At 64.8% G+C, this 18571-nt stretch carries 22 protein-coding genes and 1 pseudogene; 12 read left to right on the top strand and 11 right to left on the bottom strand.

Annotated elements, in window-relative coordinates; genetic code table 11:
- Positions 1–16 precede the first annotated feature (16 nt).
- The 5 genes from IWX62_RS02095 (at position 17) to rplI (ending at position 3239) form a co-directional block, all read left to right on the top strand.
- Positions 17–1297, top strand: a complete 1281-nt coding sequence (locus IWX62_RS02095) for a M18 family aminopeptidase (RefSeq protein WP_196839687.1) — start codon at positions 17–19, stop codon at positions 1295–1297.
- Between the two features lie 169 nt (positions 1298–1466).
- A complete protein-coding gene (rpsF, locus tag IWX62_RS02100) occupies positions 1467–1772 on the top strand; it encodes a 30S ribosomal protein S6 (protein WP_196839688.1) in 306 nt (101 codons plus the stop codon).
- A gap of 65 nt (positions 1773–1837) precedes the next feature.
- Complete coding sequence (locus IWX62_RS02105; RefSeq protein WP_196839689.1) at positions 1838–2422, top strand: single-stranded DNA-binding protein; 585 nt, start codon at positions 1838–1840, stop codon at positions 2420–2422.
- A 109-nt stretch (positions 2423–2531) separates the two neighbouring features.
- A complete protein-coding gene (rpsR, locus tag IWX62_RS02110; RefSeq protein ID WP_005273147.1) occupies positions 2532–2771 on the top strand; it encodes a 30S ribosomal protein S18 in 240 nt (79 codons plus the stop codon).
- Positions 2772–2789: 18 nt separating this feature from the next.
- Positions 2790–3239 carry a 50S ribosomal protein L9 gene (rplI, locus tag IWX62_RS02115; RefSeq protein ID WP_196839690.1) on the top strand — a complete coding sequence of 150 codons (450 nt, stop codon included), beginning with the start codon at positions 2790–2792 and terminating at the stop codon, positions 3237–3239.
- A gap of 40 nt (positions 3240–3279) precedes the next feature.
- On the opposite strand, the gene IWX62_RS02120 is transcribed toward rplI, so the two are convergent.
- Entirely contained in the window at positions 3280–3777 is a 498-nt protein-coding gene (locus IWX62_RS02120; RefSeq protein ID WP_196839691.1) for a hypothetical protein, read from the bottom strand.
- A 630-nt stretch (positions 3778–4407) separates the two neighbouring features.
- Between IWX62_RS02120 and dnaB the strand changes: the two genes are divergently transcribed.
- Positions 4408–5790 carry a replicative DNA helicase gene (gene dnaB / locus IWX62_RS02125; protein WP_196839692.1) on the top strand — a complete coding sequence of 461 codons (1383 nt, stop codon included), beginning with the start codon at positions 4408–4410 and terminating at the stop codon, positions 5788–5790.
- 3 nt (positions 5791–5793) lie between these two features.
- Here the strand turns inward: dnaB and IWX62_RS02130 are convergent, their stop codons facing one another.
- The 8 genes from IWX62_RS02130 to IWX62_RS02165 form a co-directional block, all read right to left on the bottom strand.
- Complete coding sequence (locus IWX62_RS02130) at positions 5794–7206, bottom strand: DUF2254 domain-containing protein (RefSeq protein WP_196839693.1); 1413 nt, start codon at positions 7204–7206, stop codon at positions 5794–5796.
- 84 nt (positions 7207–7290) lie between these two features.
- Entirely contained in the window at positions 7291–7644 is a 354-nt protein-coding gene (locus IWX62_RS02135; RefSeq protein ID WP_196839853.1) for an iron chaperone, read from the bottom strand.
- A 20-nt stretch (positions 7645–7664) separates the two neighbouring features.
- Positions 7665–7964, bottom strand: coding sequence for a MoaD/ThiS family protein (locus IWX62_RS02140; RefSeq protein ID WP_196839694.1), 300 nt, complete (start codon positions 7962–7964; stop codon positions 7665–7667).
- Positions 7965–9053, bottom strand: a complete 1089-nt coding sequence (locus IWX62_RS02145) for a WD40/YVTN/BNR-like repeat-containing protein (RefSeq protein ID WP_196839695.1) — start codon at positions 9051–9053, stop codon at positions 7965–7967.
- A gap of 107 nt (positions 9054–9160) precedes the next feature.
- Positions 9161–9994 carry an ABC transporter permease gene (locus IWX62_RS02150; protein ID WP_196839696.1) on the bottom strand — a complete coding sequence of 278 codons (834 nt, stop codon included), beginning with the start codon at positions 9992–9994 and terminating at the stop codon, positions 9161–9163.
- Complete coding sequence (locus IWX62_RS02155; protein ID WP_196839697.1) at positions 9991–10935, bottom strand: ATP-binding cassette domain-containing protein; 945 nt, start codon at positions 10933–10935, stop codon at positions 9991–9993. Before IWX62_RS02155 ends, IWX62_RS02150 begins: the two co-directional genes overlap by 4 nt.
- Before the next feature lie 48 nt (positions 10936–10983).
- On the bottom strand, positions 10984–11829 hold the full coding sequence (locus IWX62_RS02160; protein WP_196839698.1) for a DUF4097 family beta strand repeat-containing protein: 846 nt from the start codon (positions 11827–11829) through the stop codon (positions 10984–10986).
- 79 nt (positions 11830–11908) lie between these two features.
- Entirely contained in the window at positions 11909–12397 is a 489-nt protein-coding gene (locus tag IWX62_RS02165; RefSeq protein WP_196839699.1) for a histidine kinase, read from the bottom strand.
- 90 nt (positions 12398–12487) lie between these two features.
- Between IWX62_RS02165 and IWX62_RS02170 the strand changes: the two genes are divergently transcribed.
- Positions 12488–13384 (top strand): DUF4031 domain-containing protein, encoded by an 897-nt coding sequence (locus IWX62_RS02170; RefSeq protein WP_196839700.1) that lies wholly within the window; start codon positions 12488–12490, stop codon positions 13382–13384.
- A gap of 51 nt (positions 13385–13435) precedes the next feature.
- Positions 13436–14107 carry a TetR/AcrR family transcriptional regulator gene (locus tag IWX62_RS02175; protein ID WP_196839701.1) on the top strand — a complete coding sequence of 224 codons (672 nt, stop codon included), beginning with the start codon at positions 13436–13438 and terminating at the stop codon, positions 14105–14107.
- Here IWX62_RS02175 and IWX62_RS02180 read toward each other — a convergent pair.
- Positions 14104–14460 (bottom strand): hypothetical protein, encoded by a 357-nt coding sequence (locus IWX62_RS02180; RefSeq protein ID WP_196839702.1) that lies wholly within the window; start codon positions 14458–14460, stop codon positions 14104–14106. The two genes, IWX62_RS02175 and IWX62_RS02180, sit on opposite strands and share 4 nt — an antisense overlap.
- A gap of 91 nt (positions 14461–14551) precedes the next feature.
- Here IWX62_RS02180 and IWX62_RS02185 point away from each other — a divergent pair, with 91 nt between their 5' ends.
- From IWX62_RS02185 to IWX62_RS02195, 3 genes are all read left to right on the top strand, one after another.
- On the top strand, positions 14552–15892 hold the full coding sequence (locus IWX62_RS02185) for an MATE family efflux transporter (RefSeq protein ID WP_196839703.1): 1341 nt from the start codon (positions 14552–14554) through the stop codon (positions 15890–15892).
- Between the two features lie 123 nt (positions 15893–16015).
- The gene (locus tag IWX62_RS02190; protein ID WP_196839704.1) at positions 16016–16630 is read left to right on the top strand and encodes a hypothetical protein; all 615 of its coding nucleotides are present in this window, start codon (positions 16016–16018) and stop codon (positions 16628–16630) included.
- Between the two features lie 63 nt (positions 16631–16693).
- Entirely contained in the window at positions 16694–17026 is a 333-nt protein-coding gene (locus IWX62_RS02195; protein ID WP_196839705.1) for a hypothetical protein, read from the top strand.
- A 6-nt stretch (positions 17027–17032) separates the two neighbouring features.
- Here the strand turns inward: IWX62_RS02195 and IWX62_RS02200 are convergent.
- Positions 17033–17930 (bottom strand): annotated as a pseudogene (locus tag IWX62_RS02200) (IS5 family transposase).
- Between the two features lie 149 nt (positions 17931–18079).
- On the opposite strand from IWX62_RS02200, the gene IWX62_RS02205 reads away from it, so the two are divergent.
- A complete protein-coding gene (locus IWX62_RS02205) occupies positions 18080–18508 on the top strand; it encodes a DUF1761 domain-containing protein (protein ID WP_196839706.1) in 429 nt (142 codons plus the stop codon).
- Positions 18509–18571: the final 63 nt, after the last annotated feature.

Consider the following 18571-nt stretch of genomic DNA (forward strand, 5'->3'; position numbering starts at 1 on the left):
TTGTAGGCTCGATTCCATGACCGCCCTTCAGCACATCACCGACCTCGGTGCCTACATCGGCTCCTCACCGTCCAGTTTCCACGCCGCAGCCGAAGGCGCCGCCCGGCTGGAGGCCGCCGGTTTTGTCCGGTTGGACGAAGCCGACGCGTGGGCCGCGGGGGCGGGCAAATTCCTGGTGGTTCGCGACGGCGCGCTCATCGCCTGGGTGACTCCTGCTAACGCCTCACCTCTCACGGGGTTCCACATCCTGGGAGCGCATACCGATTCGCCCGGGTTCAAACTAAAGCCGAAGCCGACCACCGGCCGGCATGGCTGGCTGCAGGCCGGCGTCGAGATCTACGGCGGCCCACTGCTTAACTCGTGGCTCGACCGGGAACTGGCGCTCGCCGGCCGGTTGGTGACCCACGACGGCGTCGAACACCTCGTGTCCACAGCACCCCTCCTGCGGTTCCCCCAGCTTGCCATCCACCTCGACCGCGCGGTCAACGACGGTCTCACCCTGGACAAACAGCAGCACATGAACCCTGTCTGGGGGGTCGGCAATCCCCGGGACGAGGACCTCCTGGAGCTGTTGGCAGCCTCGGCAGGGATTGCTGCGGGCGACGTCGGTGGGTACGACGTCGTCGTCGCTGACACGCAGGAGGGTCGAGTTTTCGGCGCCGATGGGGCGTTCTTCGCTGCTGGCCGGCTCGACAACCTGTCCTCAGTGCATGCCGGATTGGTTGCGTTGATCGCCGCGGGCGCAGCACCGGGCACTGATGGGCCGATCGCCGTGCTGTCCGCGTTTGACCATGAGGAGGTGGGAAGCGCTTCGCGGTCCGGGGCCAGCGGTCCGTTCCTGGAGGACGTACTGCACCGCATCTCGGGTGGGCTGGGCGCGGACGCCGAAGAACGCCGACGGGCACTGGCCGTCTCCTTCTGCGTTTCAGCCGACGCCGGCCACGCGGTGCACCCCAACTACGCTGAACGGCACGATCCGGCGAACCGCCCCATCCTCGGCGGCGGTCCGCTGCTGAAGATCAATGCCAACCAGCGGTACACCACCGACGCTCCCGGTGCAGCGTATTGGGCGCGGCTGTGCAGCGAAGCTCAGGTGCCGTACCAGGAATTCGTTTCCAGCAATGTCATGCCCTGCGGTTCCACCATCGGCCCGCTGACCGCGACCCGGCTCGGAATCAGGACCATCGACGTCGGCACCCCCCTGCTCTCCATGCACTCGGCTCGTGAACTGTGCGGCGTTGAGGACCCCCACTGGTTGGCTCGTGCCGCCGAACTGTTCTTCACGTCCCCCGCGTAGCAGGTTATCCACACGGTTCGGCCGGGCCCGGAATCTCCGGTAACATTGGTAAGTCTGCGCTGACACTGGTGCCCGGAAGGGGAACCAGGGGTCAGGCAGGCCAACGCAAACAGAACCTCCTGTTACGGAAAGACCGTGACCGTTTAGCCCAGAGGAGGTGGGTTCACAAATGCGTGCATATGAATTGATGGTAATCATCGACCCCGATGTCGAGGAACGTACCGTTGAGCCTTCGCTCGACAAGTTCCTGAATGTCGTCCGCAATGGCGGCGGCACCGTAGACAAGGTAGACCTGTGGGGACGTCGTCGCCTGGCCTACGAAATCAAGAAGAAGGCTGAAGGTTTCTACGCTGTAGTCAACTTCACCGCAACGCCGGCGATCGCTGCCGAGCTTGACCGCCAGCTGAGCCTCAACGAGACGATCATGCGTACCAAGATCATCCGTCCCGAGGAGCAGAAGGTCTCGGCCGAATAGTTTCGGCCTAGCTTCACAGTTTAGGACCAGGCCCACCACAGTGGGCTGTGACAGTAGGAGGCACCATGGCAGGCGAGACTCTCATTACGGTCGTCGGTAATCTCACCAGCGATCCCGAACTTCGTTTCACCCCGTCAGGCTCGGCCGTGGCCAATTTCACCATTGCGTCGACGCCGCGGACCTTCGACCGCCAGTCCAACGAGTGGAAGGACGGCGAAACGCTGTTCCTTCGCGCGTCGGTATGGCGTGAAGCGGCAGAGAACGTCGCGGAAACCCTGACCAAGGGAACCCGCGTCGTCGCTCAGGGTCGTCTCAAGTCACGCTCGTATGACACCAAAGAAGGCGAAAAGCGCACCGTCATGGAACTTGAGGTGGACGAGATCGGTCCATCCCTGCGCTACGCGTCAGCCAAGGTCACCCGCACCCAGCGCTCAGGCGGTGGCGGCGGTAGTGGTTTCGGCGGCAACAGTGGCGGTAACAGTGGCGGCGGAAACAACTCCAACTCAGGTTGGGGTGGCGGCCAGCAGGGTGGTCAGCAGGCGCAGCAGCCGGCTGACGATCCGTGGGGCGCACCCGCGGGAGGCAACTCCTCCGGGGGTAATTCCTCCGGCTGGGGCAACGGCCCGGACTCGTCCGAGCCTCCCTTCTAACCCTTCTTTACCGGCAGGACCGCTCCGCTTTCGGCAGCGGCAACCCGTCAAGTAGTTCCCATCCCGCAGAATCGTTCTGCGGGCTCCACCAGACATAAGGAGCACCACGATGGCTAAGGCTGAACTTCGTAAGCCCAAACCAAAGTCCAATCCCCTGAAGGCCGCTGACGTCACAGTCATCGACTACAAGGACGTAGCGTTGCTGCGTAAGTTCATTTCCGATCGCGGAAAGATCCGTGCCCGCCGCGTCACCGGTGTCACAGTGCAGGAACAGCGCAAAATTGCGCAGGCAATCAAGAATGCCCGTGAAGTTGCCCTCCTGCCGTACTCCGGCGCAGGCCGCGGTTAAGGAAAGGAACCCAACCCAATGGCAAAGCTCATTCTGACCCATGAAGTAACTGGTCTTGGTGCTGCAGGCGACATTGTCGAGGTCAAGAACGGTTACGCACGTAACTTCCTTCTTCCTCGCGGCTTCGCGCTCACCTGGACCAAGGGCGGCGAGAAGCAGGTCGAGTCGATCAAGGCCGCCCGTGTCGCCCGCGAGCACGCAACGCTCGAGGACGCACAGAAGCAGGCAGCTGCTCTTTCCGCCAAGCCGGTCCAGTTGACCGTCAAGGCCGGGGAGTCCGGACGCCTGTTCGGCACCGTCAAGGCCGAAGACGTGGCGAAGGCCGTTGAGGCTGCTGGCCTCGGCACCATCGACAAGCGCAAGGTAGAACTGCCCGCCCACATCAAGTCGGTCGGCACCTACCAGGCAAACGTCCGCCTGCACGACGACGTCTCAGCAGTTATTGACCTGAACGTCGTCGCCAACTAGTTTCGGCGCGCGCTTCACGTACGGCTCAAGGGACTCCCGCCTAGCGCGGGGGTCCCTTTTTGCTGTCCGCGGGCTTCTCCTGGTCCGCTTCCTGTGCCGGCCGGTCCAGCTGCTCCGCCAGGTGGAGAGCGAACCCCGGGCTGGTCATCAGCGCCTGGACGCGATCCAGTGTGCTCTGCTGCGGATCCCGCATTGCAAGCTGATTGGCGCGGAGAGCCTCGCTCGCGGCGTCGGCGCCCTCCTGCGTCGGGGAGGGGTGCGGGCGGCTTGGCGGCGGTGCAGGAGCCTCCTGCGTGGCGCTGGCCGGCGCCTGCTGCGATGCAACAGCTGGTGAGGTCCCGGTAGCGGTTTGCGGCGATGATCGAGCGGTCGTTGGCCCTGGCGGCGTGGGCAGAACTGGCTGCGCCGTGTGAGGGACCAGCGGGGCCATTGGGGCGCCGTCCCGTGGTCCCCGGTCCCGGCGAGAGATATAGCTCAGCGCGCCGCCTGCCAGTAGCACGCCGGACAGCACTCCCACGGCAAGAAGCTGCAGGTCCATACGATCGCCTCGGTTCGTGGTCGTCCGCCCAAGGTTGGTTGGCCACCAGTATCTCACCGCCCTACGTCGCTCTGGAATTGTTCTCCGGCTGAGCGAAACGGAGCCGCCCGAACATTCCTGGTCGCGCATACATCGATCGGAGGGGCCAATGAGGGTGCAGTCGTCGGTATATAGGCCGGTCGGAGGGCCCAGAGGCAGGTGCGGTGCGTGACGGATTGGGCGCTCAGGCTGTGGATAGCAGGTGAATAACTCGCCCCGTAGGCCTTCATGGAGCATCTGTCAACACACAAGTAGAGCATGAACGTTGGGTGGCCGAAACATTTACTCCACAGGTCTTTGAGGGTATATGTGCAGGTCAGGGCTGTATTGGCTGGATAAGTATTTCGTTATCCACACCCTTGTCCCCATCCTGTGCACAAGACACGCCGCGTTATCAACAGCCAATCCACAGGGCCTGTGGATTACGCGCTTGGCAGGATGCAGCTTCGGCACTACCGTGGCGGAGTATCCCAGACGCTAAAACTGTCAGAGCCCGGTGATAAACCTCAGTTATCAGGCCGGATACGACCAACCACGACGATCTGTCGGAGCTGGTTCCCGGGGTAGGTAACTGGAAGAGAGAGTGCAGCGGTGTTCCTCACGCATGCAGATTCAAAAGAGGACACCCGGTCCCCGGAGTTCACCCGAACCCCGCCGCAGGACTTGGTCGCCGAACAGTCAGTGCTCGGCGGAATGATGCTCTCCAAGGATGCCATCGCCGACTGCGTCGAGGTGTTGCGGGGCGTAGACTTTTACCGTCCCGCCCATGAAAGCATCTACGAGGCCGTCATCGACCTCTATGGCCGCGGAGAACCTGCCGACGCCGTCACTGTGTCCGATGAACTCACCAAACGGGGAGAAATTTCACGGATCGGTGGTCCGGCCTACCTTCATACCCTGATCCAATCCGTGCCGACGGCCGCGAACGCCGGGTTCTATGCCGAGATTGTCCGCGAGCGAGCGGTGTTGCGCCGTCTCGTGAATGCTGGCACCAAGATTGTTCAGCTGGGCTACTCGAATGACGGCGAGGTGGACGACATCGTCAATGCCGCCCAGGCCGAGGTGTACGCGGTAGCCGAACGTCGCAGCGCCGAGGACTACGTTGCGCTGAAGGACATCATTGAGAGCACCGTCGACGAGATCGAATCGGCGGGTCACCGGGGCGAGGGCATGACCGGCGTGCCCACCGGCTTCTTCGAACTCGACGAACTGACCCAGGGCCTCCACGGCGGACAGATGATTGTTGTGGCAGCACGACCAGCGATGGGTAAGTCGACCTTCGCCCTGGACTGGGCCCGATCGGCAGCGATCAAACACAACCTGACCACCGTGTTCTTTTCCCTGGAAATGGGCCGCAACGAGATTGCGATGCGCCTGCTGTCCGCCGAGGCGACGATTGGGCTGCAGGATCTGCGTAAGGGCACCATCAAGGACGAACAGTGGGGCAAGATCGCCACCACCATGGGGCGGATGAACGATGCGCCCCTGTTCATTGACGACAGCCCCAATATGTCCCTGATGGAGATCAGGGCCAAATGCCGGCGGCTGAAGCAACGCCACGACCTCAAATTGGTGGTGCTGGATTACCTGCAGCTGATGTCCTCGGGCAAGCGCGTCGAGTCCCGTCAGCAGGAAGTTTCGGAGTTCTCCCGTGCGTTGAAGCTGCTGGCGAAGGAGCTCAACGTGCCGGTGGTTGCTCTCTCGCAGCTCAACCGTGGGTCCGAGCAGCGGACCGACAAACGCCCGATGGTCTCCGACCTTCGCGAGAGTGGTTCGATCGAGCAGGACGCCGACATGGTGATCCTCCTGCACCGGGACGACGTCTACGACAAGGAATCTCCGCGGGCCGGCGAAGCTGACGTGATTGTGGCCAAGCACCGTAACGGTCCCACCAAGACCATCGTCGTTGGGTTCCAGGGCCATTACTCCCGGTTCAACAACATGGCTGTCGACGGCGGCGGCGGCGGGTTCTAACCGCTAACTGGCTGCCGGCGGCTCTGTGTGACTACTGGTGACTGAAGCCCTGGGCGACCACACGCCTTCCAGGGCCCGCTCGACCTCTCCAGCTCGCCGGCGGAGATGACTCGTCACTGCTGGCGGATGGGACTCCTGCTGGACTGCCGAGGCGACCCGATGAAGCTGCTCGCGAACGGCAGGCTTATCTTCCTTATCGGCGGTCCAGGCAACCTCCTGCAGCAGGCTGAGAATCCGATCAATCACCGCCGGATCGGAACTTCCGTAGAGCACTGGCTGATCGAGAGTGAGGTTCAGGAGGGTGGCAAAATCCGGTCGGTGAAGGATTACCCGAACCTGCCCGTCGTCGTCGCGCAGTACCCGCGTTCCAAGTTCGCGTTGGGTGAGATCGCATAGCAGGGCTGAGGTGTGGCCGAGCACGTGGATCGCTGTGGTTGGATCGTTGATGCCAGGGGACAACGCCTTGGCCGCGACATCGATGAGCTGCCGGAATCCGAAGGCAACATCCTGTACAGCGGTCCGTTCGAATCCGGTGGTGAAAGTGGATGATACGTCCTTGAGGAACTCTTCCAATGCCTCATCGTCCATGCGTGGCGCTCCGCTTCGGACCCAGCCCACGGCGGTAGGAATGCCCTTCACCAGCGACGAGCCGACGGAGGAGTCCACTCTCACGATCGCCTGGTGCTTCACTGCCGCGTTGAGTAGGCGTTCCTCATCGATCCCGGTCAGAAACCCTGATCGGGCGGCGCCCACGAACACAGCGGAGTCGGGGGCGATAGGAAGCACAGGGCCTGGGGAGCCCCGTTGATCTGGGAAGACCCGACTGATAGTCGCCGCCGTCTCTCCGTGGACCTTGCGCATGATGGTCTCCGCCCTAATTTCCCGGGCCAGGTGAGCGAGGAAGAACACCAGCCCGATGATGCTCGCAATCGCGAGTAGGAAAGCAAGCGTCACCGCCAGATGAGGGACAAATGGTTCTTCATTGTCGTACCCCGAGCGAACCGTCCTCAGAACGGTCAGCGCGTAAGCGAAGGTTCCGAGGAACAGGGCCAGCGTGGCGTGCACCACTCGATCGCCTGTGAAGGTTCGCAGGAGGCGGGGGGAAAACTGGCTGCTGGCCAGTTGAAGGGTAACGACCGTGAGGGAGAAGGTCAGCGAGGTTGCGGTAATCAGTGAGCCAGCGGTCGCCTCGAGAATGGCCCGCGCAGCATCGGGGCCACCGCCAATCAGGAGATTGGACACAGGCTCCGGCAGGTCGTCACCTACGGAAGCGTCCACCATCGGCAACCAGACCCCTAAGCCGATCGCTACCAGCACCGCAAAGGCTGGCAGGGGCCACAGCTGCGTCCGTAGCGTGTCACTGGCGGCCCGCAGGCTGCCGCCAATCCTGCCAGCTGGGCTCGAAGGCTTGCTCATCGTTGGTACGGCTCCTTGCTGGTGTGAGGGGATACCAGCTCAGCCTAACCAGACTGGACCGCCGAATCGGTGTACCCGGGGCCATTATTCGGCGAATCCGTAAATTTCGGCCAACCGCGCCCCCACGATCTGCTTCACGACCTGGTCTGGCAGGGGACGCTCCGGCGTGAGGCGGACGGTTCCCTTGGACACCGAAAACCCTTCGAGGTCGCTTCGGACCAGGGTGATCGCCGCCGGTGAAAACGGGTGGACCGACAGGTGCCTGGCGCTGGCAGTGACGCCGATCAGCGGTTTACCGTCGACCTTCAGTACGGGCATTCCGTAGCTGACCCCCGCTACCGCGTGGGGAGCTTCCGCCCGGGCCAGGGCGATGACCCGCTCAAGGCAGGAACGCTCAGGCTCGCTGACCGCTGCAAGAGCTACATCGACAGCATCCAGGTCAGCACCTCACCTTCCAGCTACCCGCCGGCGACCGACTGCACGATCATCACCTCAGCGCCGGGCGGGACCGGCGTCGAGAGCCCCGCCAACTGCCGCACATCCTCCCCGTCGACGTACACGTTGACGTATCGACGGAGGGCACCCGTCTCGTCGCGGATGCGGCGGGCGAATACCGGATACCCGTGGTGCAGATTGTCGAGGAGTGTCGCCAGCGGTAGCGGGGCCGCCGTCGCAAGGGGCACCCGAGACCGGTCCCCGATCAACGGCCGCAGCAGGGCGGGGATCAGGACTGTCACCGTGTCTGCGGGGGCTTCCATCTAGGAGCCGACGACGGCGGCGGCGCGGACGCACAAAACGTCCGGTAGGTGGGAGGCGACCTCGGCAAACGTGGCGCCTTCATCGGCGCTCGCGTAGACGGTTCCGCCCCGGGTGCCGAAGTACACACCGGCCGGTTCGAGCGTATCCACGCCTGCCGCATCCCGGAGCACAGCGTTGTACTCGCCCTCGGGGAGACCCTGATCGAGGCGGGTCCAGGAGGCTCCGGCGTCGTCGGTGCGGTGCACGGCCAGCTTCGCGTCGGGTGGGATGCGTTCACCGTCGGCCTTCAGCGGGATAACCCAGGCCGTGCCGGTGCGGTTCGGGTGGGCGAGCATCACGAAACCGAAATCGGCGGGCAGCCCCTCGGCAATGGATTCCCAGGTTTCGGCACCGTTGTCCGACCGGTAGACCCCGTGATGGTTCTGCGCGTACAACCGCTTCGGTTCAACCGAGTCCCGCGCGATCTTGTGGACACATTGACCGAATTCGGGGTTCGGGTCGGGCATGAAGTAGGCCGAAATGCCCTTGTTCCTCGGCGCCCAGGAGGTACCGCCATCGTCGGACCGGTACACGCCCCCGGTGCTCATTGCCACATGGACCGTGTCGTCCGCGGGGCTCGGAACCACCGAGTGGGCTGCTGCGCCGCCGAAACCCGCACCCCATTCGGAGCGGTGCGGGTGATCCCACAACCCACGATTCAGTTCAAAATGCCCTCCGTAGTCGGTCGACCTCCAGACGGAGATGGGTTCGCAGCCCGCCCAGACGACGCCGGGGCGCCCAGCGGAATCCGGTTGGAGCTGCCAGATCCGCTCGACGACGGCTCCGTCGCCTTCGGAAAACTTGATAGCGCCCTCCTCGGGTTCGGACCAGGTGGCGCCCAGATCGTCGGAGTAGACCACTGTGGGACCCCAATGAAAGGACAGGACCCCTACCAGGATCCTGGTGCGTCCCTCACGGGTATCGATTCCCACGCTGGCCACTTCCTGCATCAGGAAGTGCGGTTCGGACAGCGTCCAGGACTGCCGGTCGGTGCTGGTCGCGAGCCACAGGCCTTTTTTGGTGCCAATGGCCAGGAGTGTTGTCGTCATAGGGTCCTCGGTTCAGGGGAGAACTGATGTGAACACTGTAAACAATGGCACAGCCGCGAAATCCTGTATATAGACGGTAGGTCGCGGCCGGGGTTGCCGGCTGCGACCTAGCGCACCGACTTCCGCTCGTAGATTGCCATCGCCCAGGCATACCCGGCGGCGGTGATCACGGCGCACCAGCCGAGGGCCAGGCCAAGGTTCCAGCCCAACTCAGTGCCGAGCAACAGGCCCCGAAGAGCCTCAAGGAACGGGGTGAACGGCTGGTATTGGGCAAACCACTGCATCCAGTCGGGCATCGAGGCGGTGGGGACGAAGCCGCTGCCCAGGAAGGGCAGGAAGGTCAACAGCAGGGGCCAGTTGCTGGCCGTCTCGACCGACTTCGCCTGAATGCCCATCGCCACGCCCAACCAGCTGACCGCGAAGCTGATCAGTGCGATTACCCCGGCGGCGGTAGCCCACTCAAGGGGACTGGCGGTGGGGCGGAAGCCAATCAGTAGCCCGACGCCGAGCACCAGCGCGACGGCGATGATCGCCTGCAGGGTGTTGCCGAGCACGTGACCCGCGAGGACGGCGGCCCGTGGGATCGCCATGGTACGGAACCGGGCGGTAATCCCCTCGGTCATGTCCATGGCGACGGTGGTCGCTGTGCCACCGGCGCTGCCCGCGATCGTCAGCAATAGGATGCCGGGCAGGACATAGGAGACATAGGCTTCCCTCCCGCTTGCCGGATCAACCCCGGGCAGGCCTGCTCCGAGGGTCCCGCCGAATACGAACACGAAGAACAGCAGAAGCACCACCGGTCCAACGATGGTAAACACCGACAGGCCGGGGTAGCGCACCATGTGCAGGAGGTTGCGGCGCAGCATGGTGATTGCGTCAGCGACGACATGGGACTGTCGCCTGACCTGCTGGCGCGCCGGTGGGTGAAGGGTGGTGCTCATGGGGTGGATCCTTTCGTCTCTACCCGGGAGGTGAGGGCGAAAAACACGTCGTCAAGGTCCGGGGTGTGGATGGTGAGGTCGTCGACCTCGAAGTTGGCCTCGGCGAGGCGGTTCAGGAGCACGCGGAGGGCGCCAGGACCGCCGTCGCTCGGCACGGTAAGGGTGAGCCCGGGCTCGTCGCTGAGCGATCCGTTGAGCATGAGGGCGGCAGAATGCAGGGTAGTGGAGTCAGCGAAGCGGAGCCGGACGTGCCCGCCCGGGACAAGCCGTTTGAGTTCGTCCGGTGTCCCTTCGGCGACGGCGCGGCCACCGTCGAGTACCGCGATCCGGTGGGCAAGCCGATCCGCCTCCTCCAAGTGCTGGGTGGTGAGCAGGACGGTGGTGCCCTCGGCCACCAGGGTGCGGACGATGTCCCACATGGTGTGCCGGCTGCGCGGGTCCAGCCCGGTGGTGGGCTCGTCGAGGAAGATGACCCTCGGCGTTGCCACCAGGGTCATCGCCAGATCGAGGCGACGCCGCATACCACCGGAGTAGGTGGCAAGGGGTTTGCGGGCTGATTCGACCAGGTCGAACTGCTCGAGGAGTTCGGCTACCCGGGCTCGCGCCCGCTTGGCGCCAAGGTGCCGCAACCGCGCCATCAGGTGGAGGTTCTCCTCGCCGGTAAGCAGGCTATCTACGGCAGAGAACTGGCCTGTCAGACCAATGGCGGCGCGTACGCCGTCGGGATCCCCAACGACGTCGCACCCCGCGACCGACGCTGTGCCGGCGTCCGGGCGGATCAGGGTGGAGAGGATGTGAATGGTGGTGGTCTTGCCGGCACCGTTCGGGCCGAGCAGAGCGGTGACGGTGCCCTCGGTGACACGGAGCGTGAAGTCGTCGAGGACGACCTTGTCGCCATAGGATTTCCGCAGGCTATCGATGGAGATTGCTGGAGTCTTCATGAGTAGTTTCCTCATCGTCGACGGGCACCCCGGCTGGAGGCGCCCGGGTTATCGGGCGCGCTGGATGGAAATGTTGCCGCCGTCGAGCCGGGCTCGGACGGCGACGGTCGGCTCTGAGGGGGCGGGTGCCCGGTCGCCGGAGAGCTCATTGCGGACGTGGCCCCGTTTCGATGCCAGATCGAGCCAGGTGGCGACCCCAGCCCGCACCCCGATGGTGACCTGCCCGAAGGCGCTCTCCACCGCGACGTTGCCGGTCGAAATCTCGCCCAGGGTGATGCTGCCGTAAGCGGTCTTGGCGGTCACCGAGCCGAGAGCGCGGGTGAGGTCGAGGTCCCCATAGGAGAGCTTCGCGTCCAGTTCACCGCCCGACTCTCCGACGGTGATCGCTCCATGGGAGGCCTTGAGGATCGAATCTCCGCTGATGGTGCCGACCCGGATCTGGCCGTGGTCGGCTGTGATCTCGGCTCCGCCATCGACGGTTCCGATCACCGCATTGCCGTGCCCGGCGCGGAGCCACAGGTCGCCGGTGGCATCGAGGTCGACGGGGCCCATCGAGTTTTTGATCCGGGTGGCGCCGAGCCGGCCGATGGTGCAGACACCGCCCATCGCCACTTTGGCGGTGAGCCTGGACCCGGCCGGCAGCTCGATCAGCAGGTCGACCGATTCATTGGACCCGATCACGCTGAAGCGGGGCTTCGGGCCGTTGACTGTGAGGCGGGCGCCGTCGAAGTCGACGGTGGTCTCCTCGGCGCCCCGGCGGTCCACCGCCTTGTCCGGGTTGGTCGCCGACACGGTAACCACGGTGTCGGCACGGTCGCTGGCTACGACGTCGAGCAGCCCGATCTGCAGGTTGATGGCGAGGTCGATCGCGGAGGGGGTGGAGTAGGTAGGCATGCTGGTGTGCTCCCGGTGGTGGGCGTGGTTGAGTTACCCCGCGGGTGCGCGTGGTTGATGAAGGTGGTGGGCTGCGAGGCTAGCGCGCCCAGCCAGCGAAGTTGTCGCCGGTGCGCAGGACGCGCTGCGCTGACCGACGTTGCTTGGGTTGGAGCGCGGCCGCAACGGCGCGCACCAACCAGGTGTTGACTGACAACCCATCGGCCGCTGCAGCGTCATCGACCCGCGCTTTAAGGGCGTCAGGTAACCGAAGGGTGGTGCGGGAGGTGCTCGCGTCATCCTGTTCCACGGCAACGGCGGGCGAGTCGTCCGCCTCGACGTCGACGGTGGGCAGGGTGATGACAAACTCGACCTCGCGGCCTCGAAGCCGAAGGTCAACGGACCCCGGGGCCAGGTCCCGGGTGATCTCGCTGGCCGCCGCCGACAAGGCGTCCAGCAACACGAGCCGTGTTGCTGCATCAAGTCCGGCAGCGAGCCGTTCGGCCACCGCGCGGGTGTCCTCGGAGCCGCTCTCCGAGGCGTCCGCAAGGTGGCGTTGCAGGTCGCTGACGTACTGTCCCAATTCCATACCACCATAGTGACACCATTGTGGTGTCACGTCAAGAAAAAGTGGTGTCATCTCCGTGGGTGGTCGATTGTCCACCGGTAGGCTGGAAGGATGGCCATCTACATCGACCCCCCGCTCTGGCCTGCGCATGGGACCGTATTTTCCCATCTGATCTCCGACCTGTCGGTCGCTGAACTTCACGCCTTCGCCGCGGCGGCGGGGATTCCCGAGCGGGCGTTCGACGGCGACCACTATGACGTCCCCGCCCGCCGCTACGACACCCTGGTGGCCCTTGGTGCTCAGGAAGTGGACGGCGGAACCCTGGTCCGCATCCTGATCGGCAGCGGCCTGCGGATTCCAGCCCGGCATCGGACGCAGCGGCTGCGTTGGACCCTTCTCGCCCGGTGGAATGTGGTGCTACCCGCCGAACCCGTGTTGAGCGAACAGCTGATGGACCGATGGTCTGAGACTCACCGAAATTACCACACGCCCATCCATCTTCTCGAGGTTCTCGAGGCGCTCGATCTCCTCTTCGCGCCGGACGACGCCGCCGACCTCCGGCGACAGGTCCGGCTCGCCGCCTGGTTTCATGACGCCGTCTATGAGGGTGCCGCCGGTGCGGATGAACGGGCTTCGGCCGCCCTGGCCGAGGAGTTGCTGGCGGGTCTGGTGCCCGAACCCGAGGTGTCCGAGGTGGTGCGGCTGATCCTGCTCACCGCATCGCACCGTCCTGAGCCGGGGGACCGGGCAGGAGATCTCCTGTGCGACGCGGACCTGGCCGTTCTGGGACGGCCGATGCTCGGATATGGGCAGTATGTGGCTGCCGTGCGGAAGGAATACTCCCACGTATCGGATGGTGACTTTGCGGCTGGCCGCGCCGACGTCGTCCGCCGCCTGCTGTCGATGGACCCGCTGTTCCGCACTGAGACAGCGCAGCTCCGTTGGCTGGACGCGGCCCGCACCAATCTGACGAATGAGCTGCACTCTCACGCCCAGCCCACCCCATGACACACTTGTGTACAGTGTTCACTTTCGTCGTTGAGGAGAGGCCAGGACCCCGTGACCGAGCAGCCAGCCCCCCGCACCACGTACCGCCATGGTGACCTGCGGCGGGCACTGGTTGAGGCCGGAACCGAGCTGGCGCGTGAGGGTGGGCCGGCCGCGGTTGTCCTCCGCGAGGTGACCCGCCGGGCCGGGGTGACGCCGAACGCTGCCTACCGCCACTTTGCTGACAAGGGCGCACTGCTGCGGGCTGTCTCGTTGGCCGCGCAATCCCGGCTGGCGGCGGCCATGGAGGAGGAGCAGTCAGCCCTCCCCGATCGCGACGACGGCGCTGGCGGTGCTGACGACGACGCCCCCCACAGCGCTGCGGCACTCGCTCAGGCGAAGCTGCGCGCAGTGGGCGCCGGTTATCTTCGATTCGCCCAGGGCGAGCCGGGACTGTTCAGGACGGCGTTCGCGAATCACGTGGATCTGCGGGATGCAGCCGTCGAAGAGTCGGCGGGGCCCCACGGCAGGACGCCGTTCCAACTGCTGTCCGATGCCCTCGACGACCTGGTGGACAGCGGGGTGTTGGAGGCCAGCCGGCGCCCGGGGGCCGAGCTTGTTGCCTGGTCCGCCGTGCATGGGCTGGCCATGCTGGTGATCGACGGCCCGCTGCGGGGACTCGACGCCGCAGCGCGGCTCAACGCAGCACGGCGCTTGCTGGAGATGGTGGAGCAGGGAATCTAATCCCGCTTGTGGCCGGTGTTGTTTCCCATGTGGTTGGGTGGGCGGTCCATCCACTCCTGGCGGTTGGTGTACCCCTGGGTGGGCCGCTGCCGGGTAATTTCATCAGGGTCGTCGCTGCCATAAGTTCGGGTGGTGTTGAGGCTCTTGCGCCGGATCACGTAGCCGCTCGCCAGCAAGGCGATCGCAACCACGACCAGCAGGGCACCGATGCCAAGGGTCAGTCCGGCACCGGAGGGGACCGGATTATCGAGGGCGGCGGCCCGCGCGAAATCCGAGATGCCCTGCGGGATGAAGAGGGTACTCAGGAAGAAGGAGAGAAGACCCCCGATATAGAACCAGATTTCCTTTTTCATGTGTGCTCCCTGTGCGCCGTCGTGCCTCACTCTTCAGCCTAGCGGACGTCCACGATGGCCCGCGGACTGTCGGGAGCAGGCATAGGCTGGCATGGTGAGCAGCACCCTTCCCGATACCCGCGAGCTGAGCCGGCGCATCCTTCACCTCGCTGTGCCGGCGCTTGGCGCCCTGATCGCTGAACCCCTGTTCCTGCTCGCCGACTCGGCCATCGTGGGGCATCTGGGTGTCGACGAGCTGGCAGGGGTGGGGCTGGCGTCCACAGTGCTGCACACCGCCGTCGGGCTCATGGTTTTCCTCGCCTACTCCACCACCCCCGCTGTGGCGCGGTTCCTCGGTGCCGGACGTATCCAGGACGCGGTGGCTGCGGGCCGCGACGGTATCGGTCTGGCGCTGGTCCTGGGAGTGGCGCTCTCCACTGCGGGGTGGATTCTCGCGCCCGGGCTGGCCTCGCTGATGGGCGCGGACGGGGAGGTCCATACGTTCGCCGTTGACTATCTGCGCTACTCCATGCCGGGGCTCACCGCCATGCTGGTGGTGCTCGCCGCCACCGGGGTGCTGCGTGGACTGCAGGACACCAAGACGCCGCTTCTGGTGGCCGGCGTCGGGTTTGCCGTGAATATTGGGCTGAATTTCTTACTGGTCTATGGGCTGGGGCTGTCGGTCGCAGGATCGGCCCTGGGTACCAGCATCACCCAGTGGGGGATGGCAGCCGTCTACCTCGTCATCGTCCTCCGACTCTCCCGCAGGAACCGGGTGCCCCTCCGGCTGTCCTGGCAGGGGTTGCGGGCGACGGCGCGGGTGGGCTCCTGGCTGATGCTGCGGACCATGAGCCTGCGGGTCGCCATCCTGGCTACTGTGTATGTTGCGACGGCGCAGGGTTCGGTTTCCCTTGCGGCGCACCAACTGGTGATGACCATTTTCATCTTCCTCGCCTTCGCTCTCGACGCCCTGGCCATCGCCGCGCAGGCGTTGATCGGTAAGGAGCTCGGTGCCGGGGACAAGCCGTTGGCGCAGGCGCTGACTCGGCGGATGATCCGGTGGGGCCTGGGGTTCGGTGTGATGACCGGCGCCCTCCTGGCCTTGGCGGCCCCGTTTGTCGGCTGGATCTTCACCACCGATCAGGACGTGCAGGCTGCGCTCGCGGCCGGGCTGTTTGTTCTTGCAGTGTCCCAACCCGTGTGCGGTCTGGTGTTTGTCCTGGACGGCGTCCTCATCGGCGCTGGCGACGCCCGCTACCTGGCGATCGCCGGCGTCGTGAACCTCCTCCTGTACCTGCCGCTGCTGGCCTGGGTCTTCACTGCCGACCTGGCCGGTCCGGCCGGCATCGTCTGGCTCTGGCTGGCGTTCGGCGTCGGCTACATGGCCGCGCGGGCTCTGACCCTGGCATGGCGGGTACGCAATGATCGCTGGATGGTGATTGGCGCTCACTAGGGTCGGGCGGGACGTCGGCCCCAGGGTCCCCGGGTTGTACAGCTGTCCCTCTTTTGTCGCGGGGATAAACTGGGAGTTCTGGACTGACGTGACCAGACCGTTTCGAACCGGAGGTTTTGCGCAATGGGTGCCGCACCACACGATGTGACGGTCCAGCCGCCTCATAACCCGCTGGACCAGGCCGCGGCCGTCTGGCCGCCGCTGCTGTTTCGGGCCGTCGTGGCTGCAGCGTATGGCGCACTGACCATCTTCTGGACGCAACCGTCAGTGCAGGTGGCATCGATAGCGGGCGGACTGTACCTGCTCGGGCTTGCCGCCTCGGCGGTCTGGATGGAACGGGCGATCGGCCTGCGCGATAGTGCTGACCGGTGGGTCGTGTGGATTGCGCCCGGCTTCCTGCTGTCAGGTGCCGTTCTCAACCTCTGGATCCACACCGATGCCATGTTCGCCCAGGTAGGGGCTCTCGTCCTGGTGATCGCCGGCGCGGTGGACCTCTATGTGGGAATCCGGCAACGCCGCACCACCGTCGTCGGGAGGGATCTGATCGCCGTCGGTGCAGTGAGTGTCGCCACCGGGCTGCTGCTGCCCCTCTTCGAGGGTGCGGGGGCTCACGCCCTGCTGGGGGTCACCGGCGGTGGCGCGGTGATCACCGCAGTCGTCCTTGCAATCGCTGCATTCGGGTATCGCCATGACGTGCGTCACTCTGCCCCAGCTGGCCCCGCCGACCCCGTAAACTAGGAGCGGCAGTATTTCTACCCCTCGTAGAAAAATCTGCAGCTGCAATTTTCCCAAGGAGTAACAGTGTCCAAATCGGCCAGGGGCGTCAAAGGCCCCCTCATCTTCTCAGCCGCCCTTGCGGCAGTAGCCGGCATCGTGGCGATGGTCGTCTCCACCGGCGGCGGCACCCGGGAACTGCGGGTTGACCTTGGCATCACCGCGGCAGGGATCGCCTTCATCGCGTCGCTGGTGGTATGCGCAATGCTCATGATGACCGAGAAGCCGAACGCAGACCATCTCGGCAAAGGGACCGGAATTAACCGGTCGTCGTCAAAGATCCCCGGCGGCGCAGGCAACGTTGACAAAGACGGGAAACCCAAAGGGTCGCCCCGCGGCGGCCAAGACAGCACCCACTAATCAGGACTAGGGCGTGTCTCCTAATTCGTTGAGCCAGATGGTTATCGCGCGGAGCACGACTCCTCCGCGGTAGGTGAGTGCGAGTTTGTCGTAGCGGGTCGCGAGACCGCGCCATTGCTTGAATGTGTTGAATGAACGTTCAACGACGTTTCGGCGCTTGTACGCCTCTTTGTCGAGGCCGATGGGTCTGCCGCCGCTGCGGCCACGGCGTTTCCGGTTTGCTTCCTGGTCGGAGCGTTCCGGGATCACTGCCTGGATACCACGGCTGCGCAGCAGTTCCCGGTTCGCCTTGGAGGAGTATGCTTTATCGCCCAGCGCGCGGTCCGGCCGCGAGCGGGCTCTGCCCGGGCCGATCCGGGGAACATGGAGTGAATCGAGCAGGTGCAAGAACATCGGGGAATCACCGCCCTGCCCCGGCCCGATCAGCATGACCAGTGGCCGCATTTTCCCATCGCACAGGTGGTGGATCTTCGTGGTCAGTCCGCCTCTGGAGCGCCCGACCGCATGGTCAGGGGGTTCGTCGAGCAGATTCGTGTAATTCGATAGCTCCCCCTGTGGTGCGGGGAAGGTTGGTTCCGTGCTGGTGGGCGCGGTTCACCGTGGAGTCCACGGAGACCTCCCAATCGATCATCCCGGCCGCGTCGGCCTCGGCCAGAAGCCGGGTGTGGATCTTGTCCCAAGTGCCATCGCCGCTGAAGCGGCGGTGCCGCTTCCATACTGTTTTCCACGGTCCGAAACACGCGGGCAGATCCCGCCAGGGCACCCCGACACGAAACCGGTAGATGATGCCCTCAACGATCAGCCGGTGGTCACCGAACGGTCGCCCGCGGCATCCATCCGAACTCGGCATCAAGGGTTCAATCCGAGCCCATTGGGCATCGGTCAACGTGGCTGTGCGCGACATCCCTCCAGCATTCCAAAAAGATCAGAAACCATTTGGGAGACACGCCCTAGGTCGCCCGCAATCCCCACTTCCCGCGGTGACAGCGGATTTCTGCAGTGACGGTCTACACTTTCAGCTGACCGAATACTTCAGCCAGGAAGAGGCGCAGCATGATTCCGGAGATCAACATCTGGGCGGTGCTCGTCGCTACCCTGTCCACCATGGTGGTTGGAACCATCTGGTACACGCCCAAGGTATTCGGCAACTACTGGATGAGGGTCGCCAAGGTTGACGTCAGCGGCGACTCCCGGGACGCCGTCAAACCTATCCTCATCACCGTGGTGGTCAGCCTGATCAGTGCCTGGGTGCTGGCCGGCAGCGCCGCGATCGCCCAGGATTTCTACGGCGGAAACTTCCTGGTCAATACGCTGATCACCGCGGTCATCCTCTGGGCGGGTTTCACTGCCTCCCGGTTCATCACTCACGACGCGTTCGAGGGCCGGCCGGCCGGGTTGACCCTCCTGAACTGTGCCCATGAACTGGTCACCTATCTGGTGATGGCGCTCATCATCGGACTGTTTGGCATCAGCGGGGCCTGAGTCCGGGCTGCCAGGTTCTCCCGGCCCCCAACCCCGGGCTGGCTGGACCTCTTGCGGCCAAGA

Origin of the sequence: Arthrobacter sp. CAN_A1 (assembly GCF_015751665.1) — a bacterium.
Taxonomy (GTDB): domain Bacteria; phylum Actinomycetota; class Actinomycetes; order Actinomycetales; family Micrococcaceae; genus Arthrobacter_D.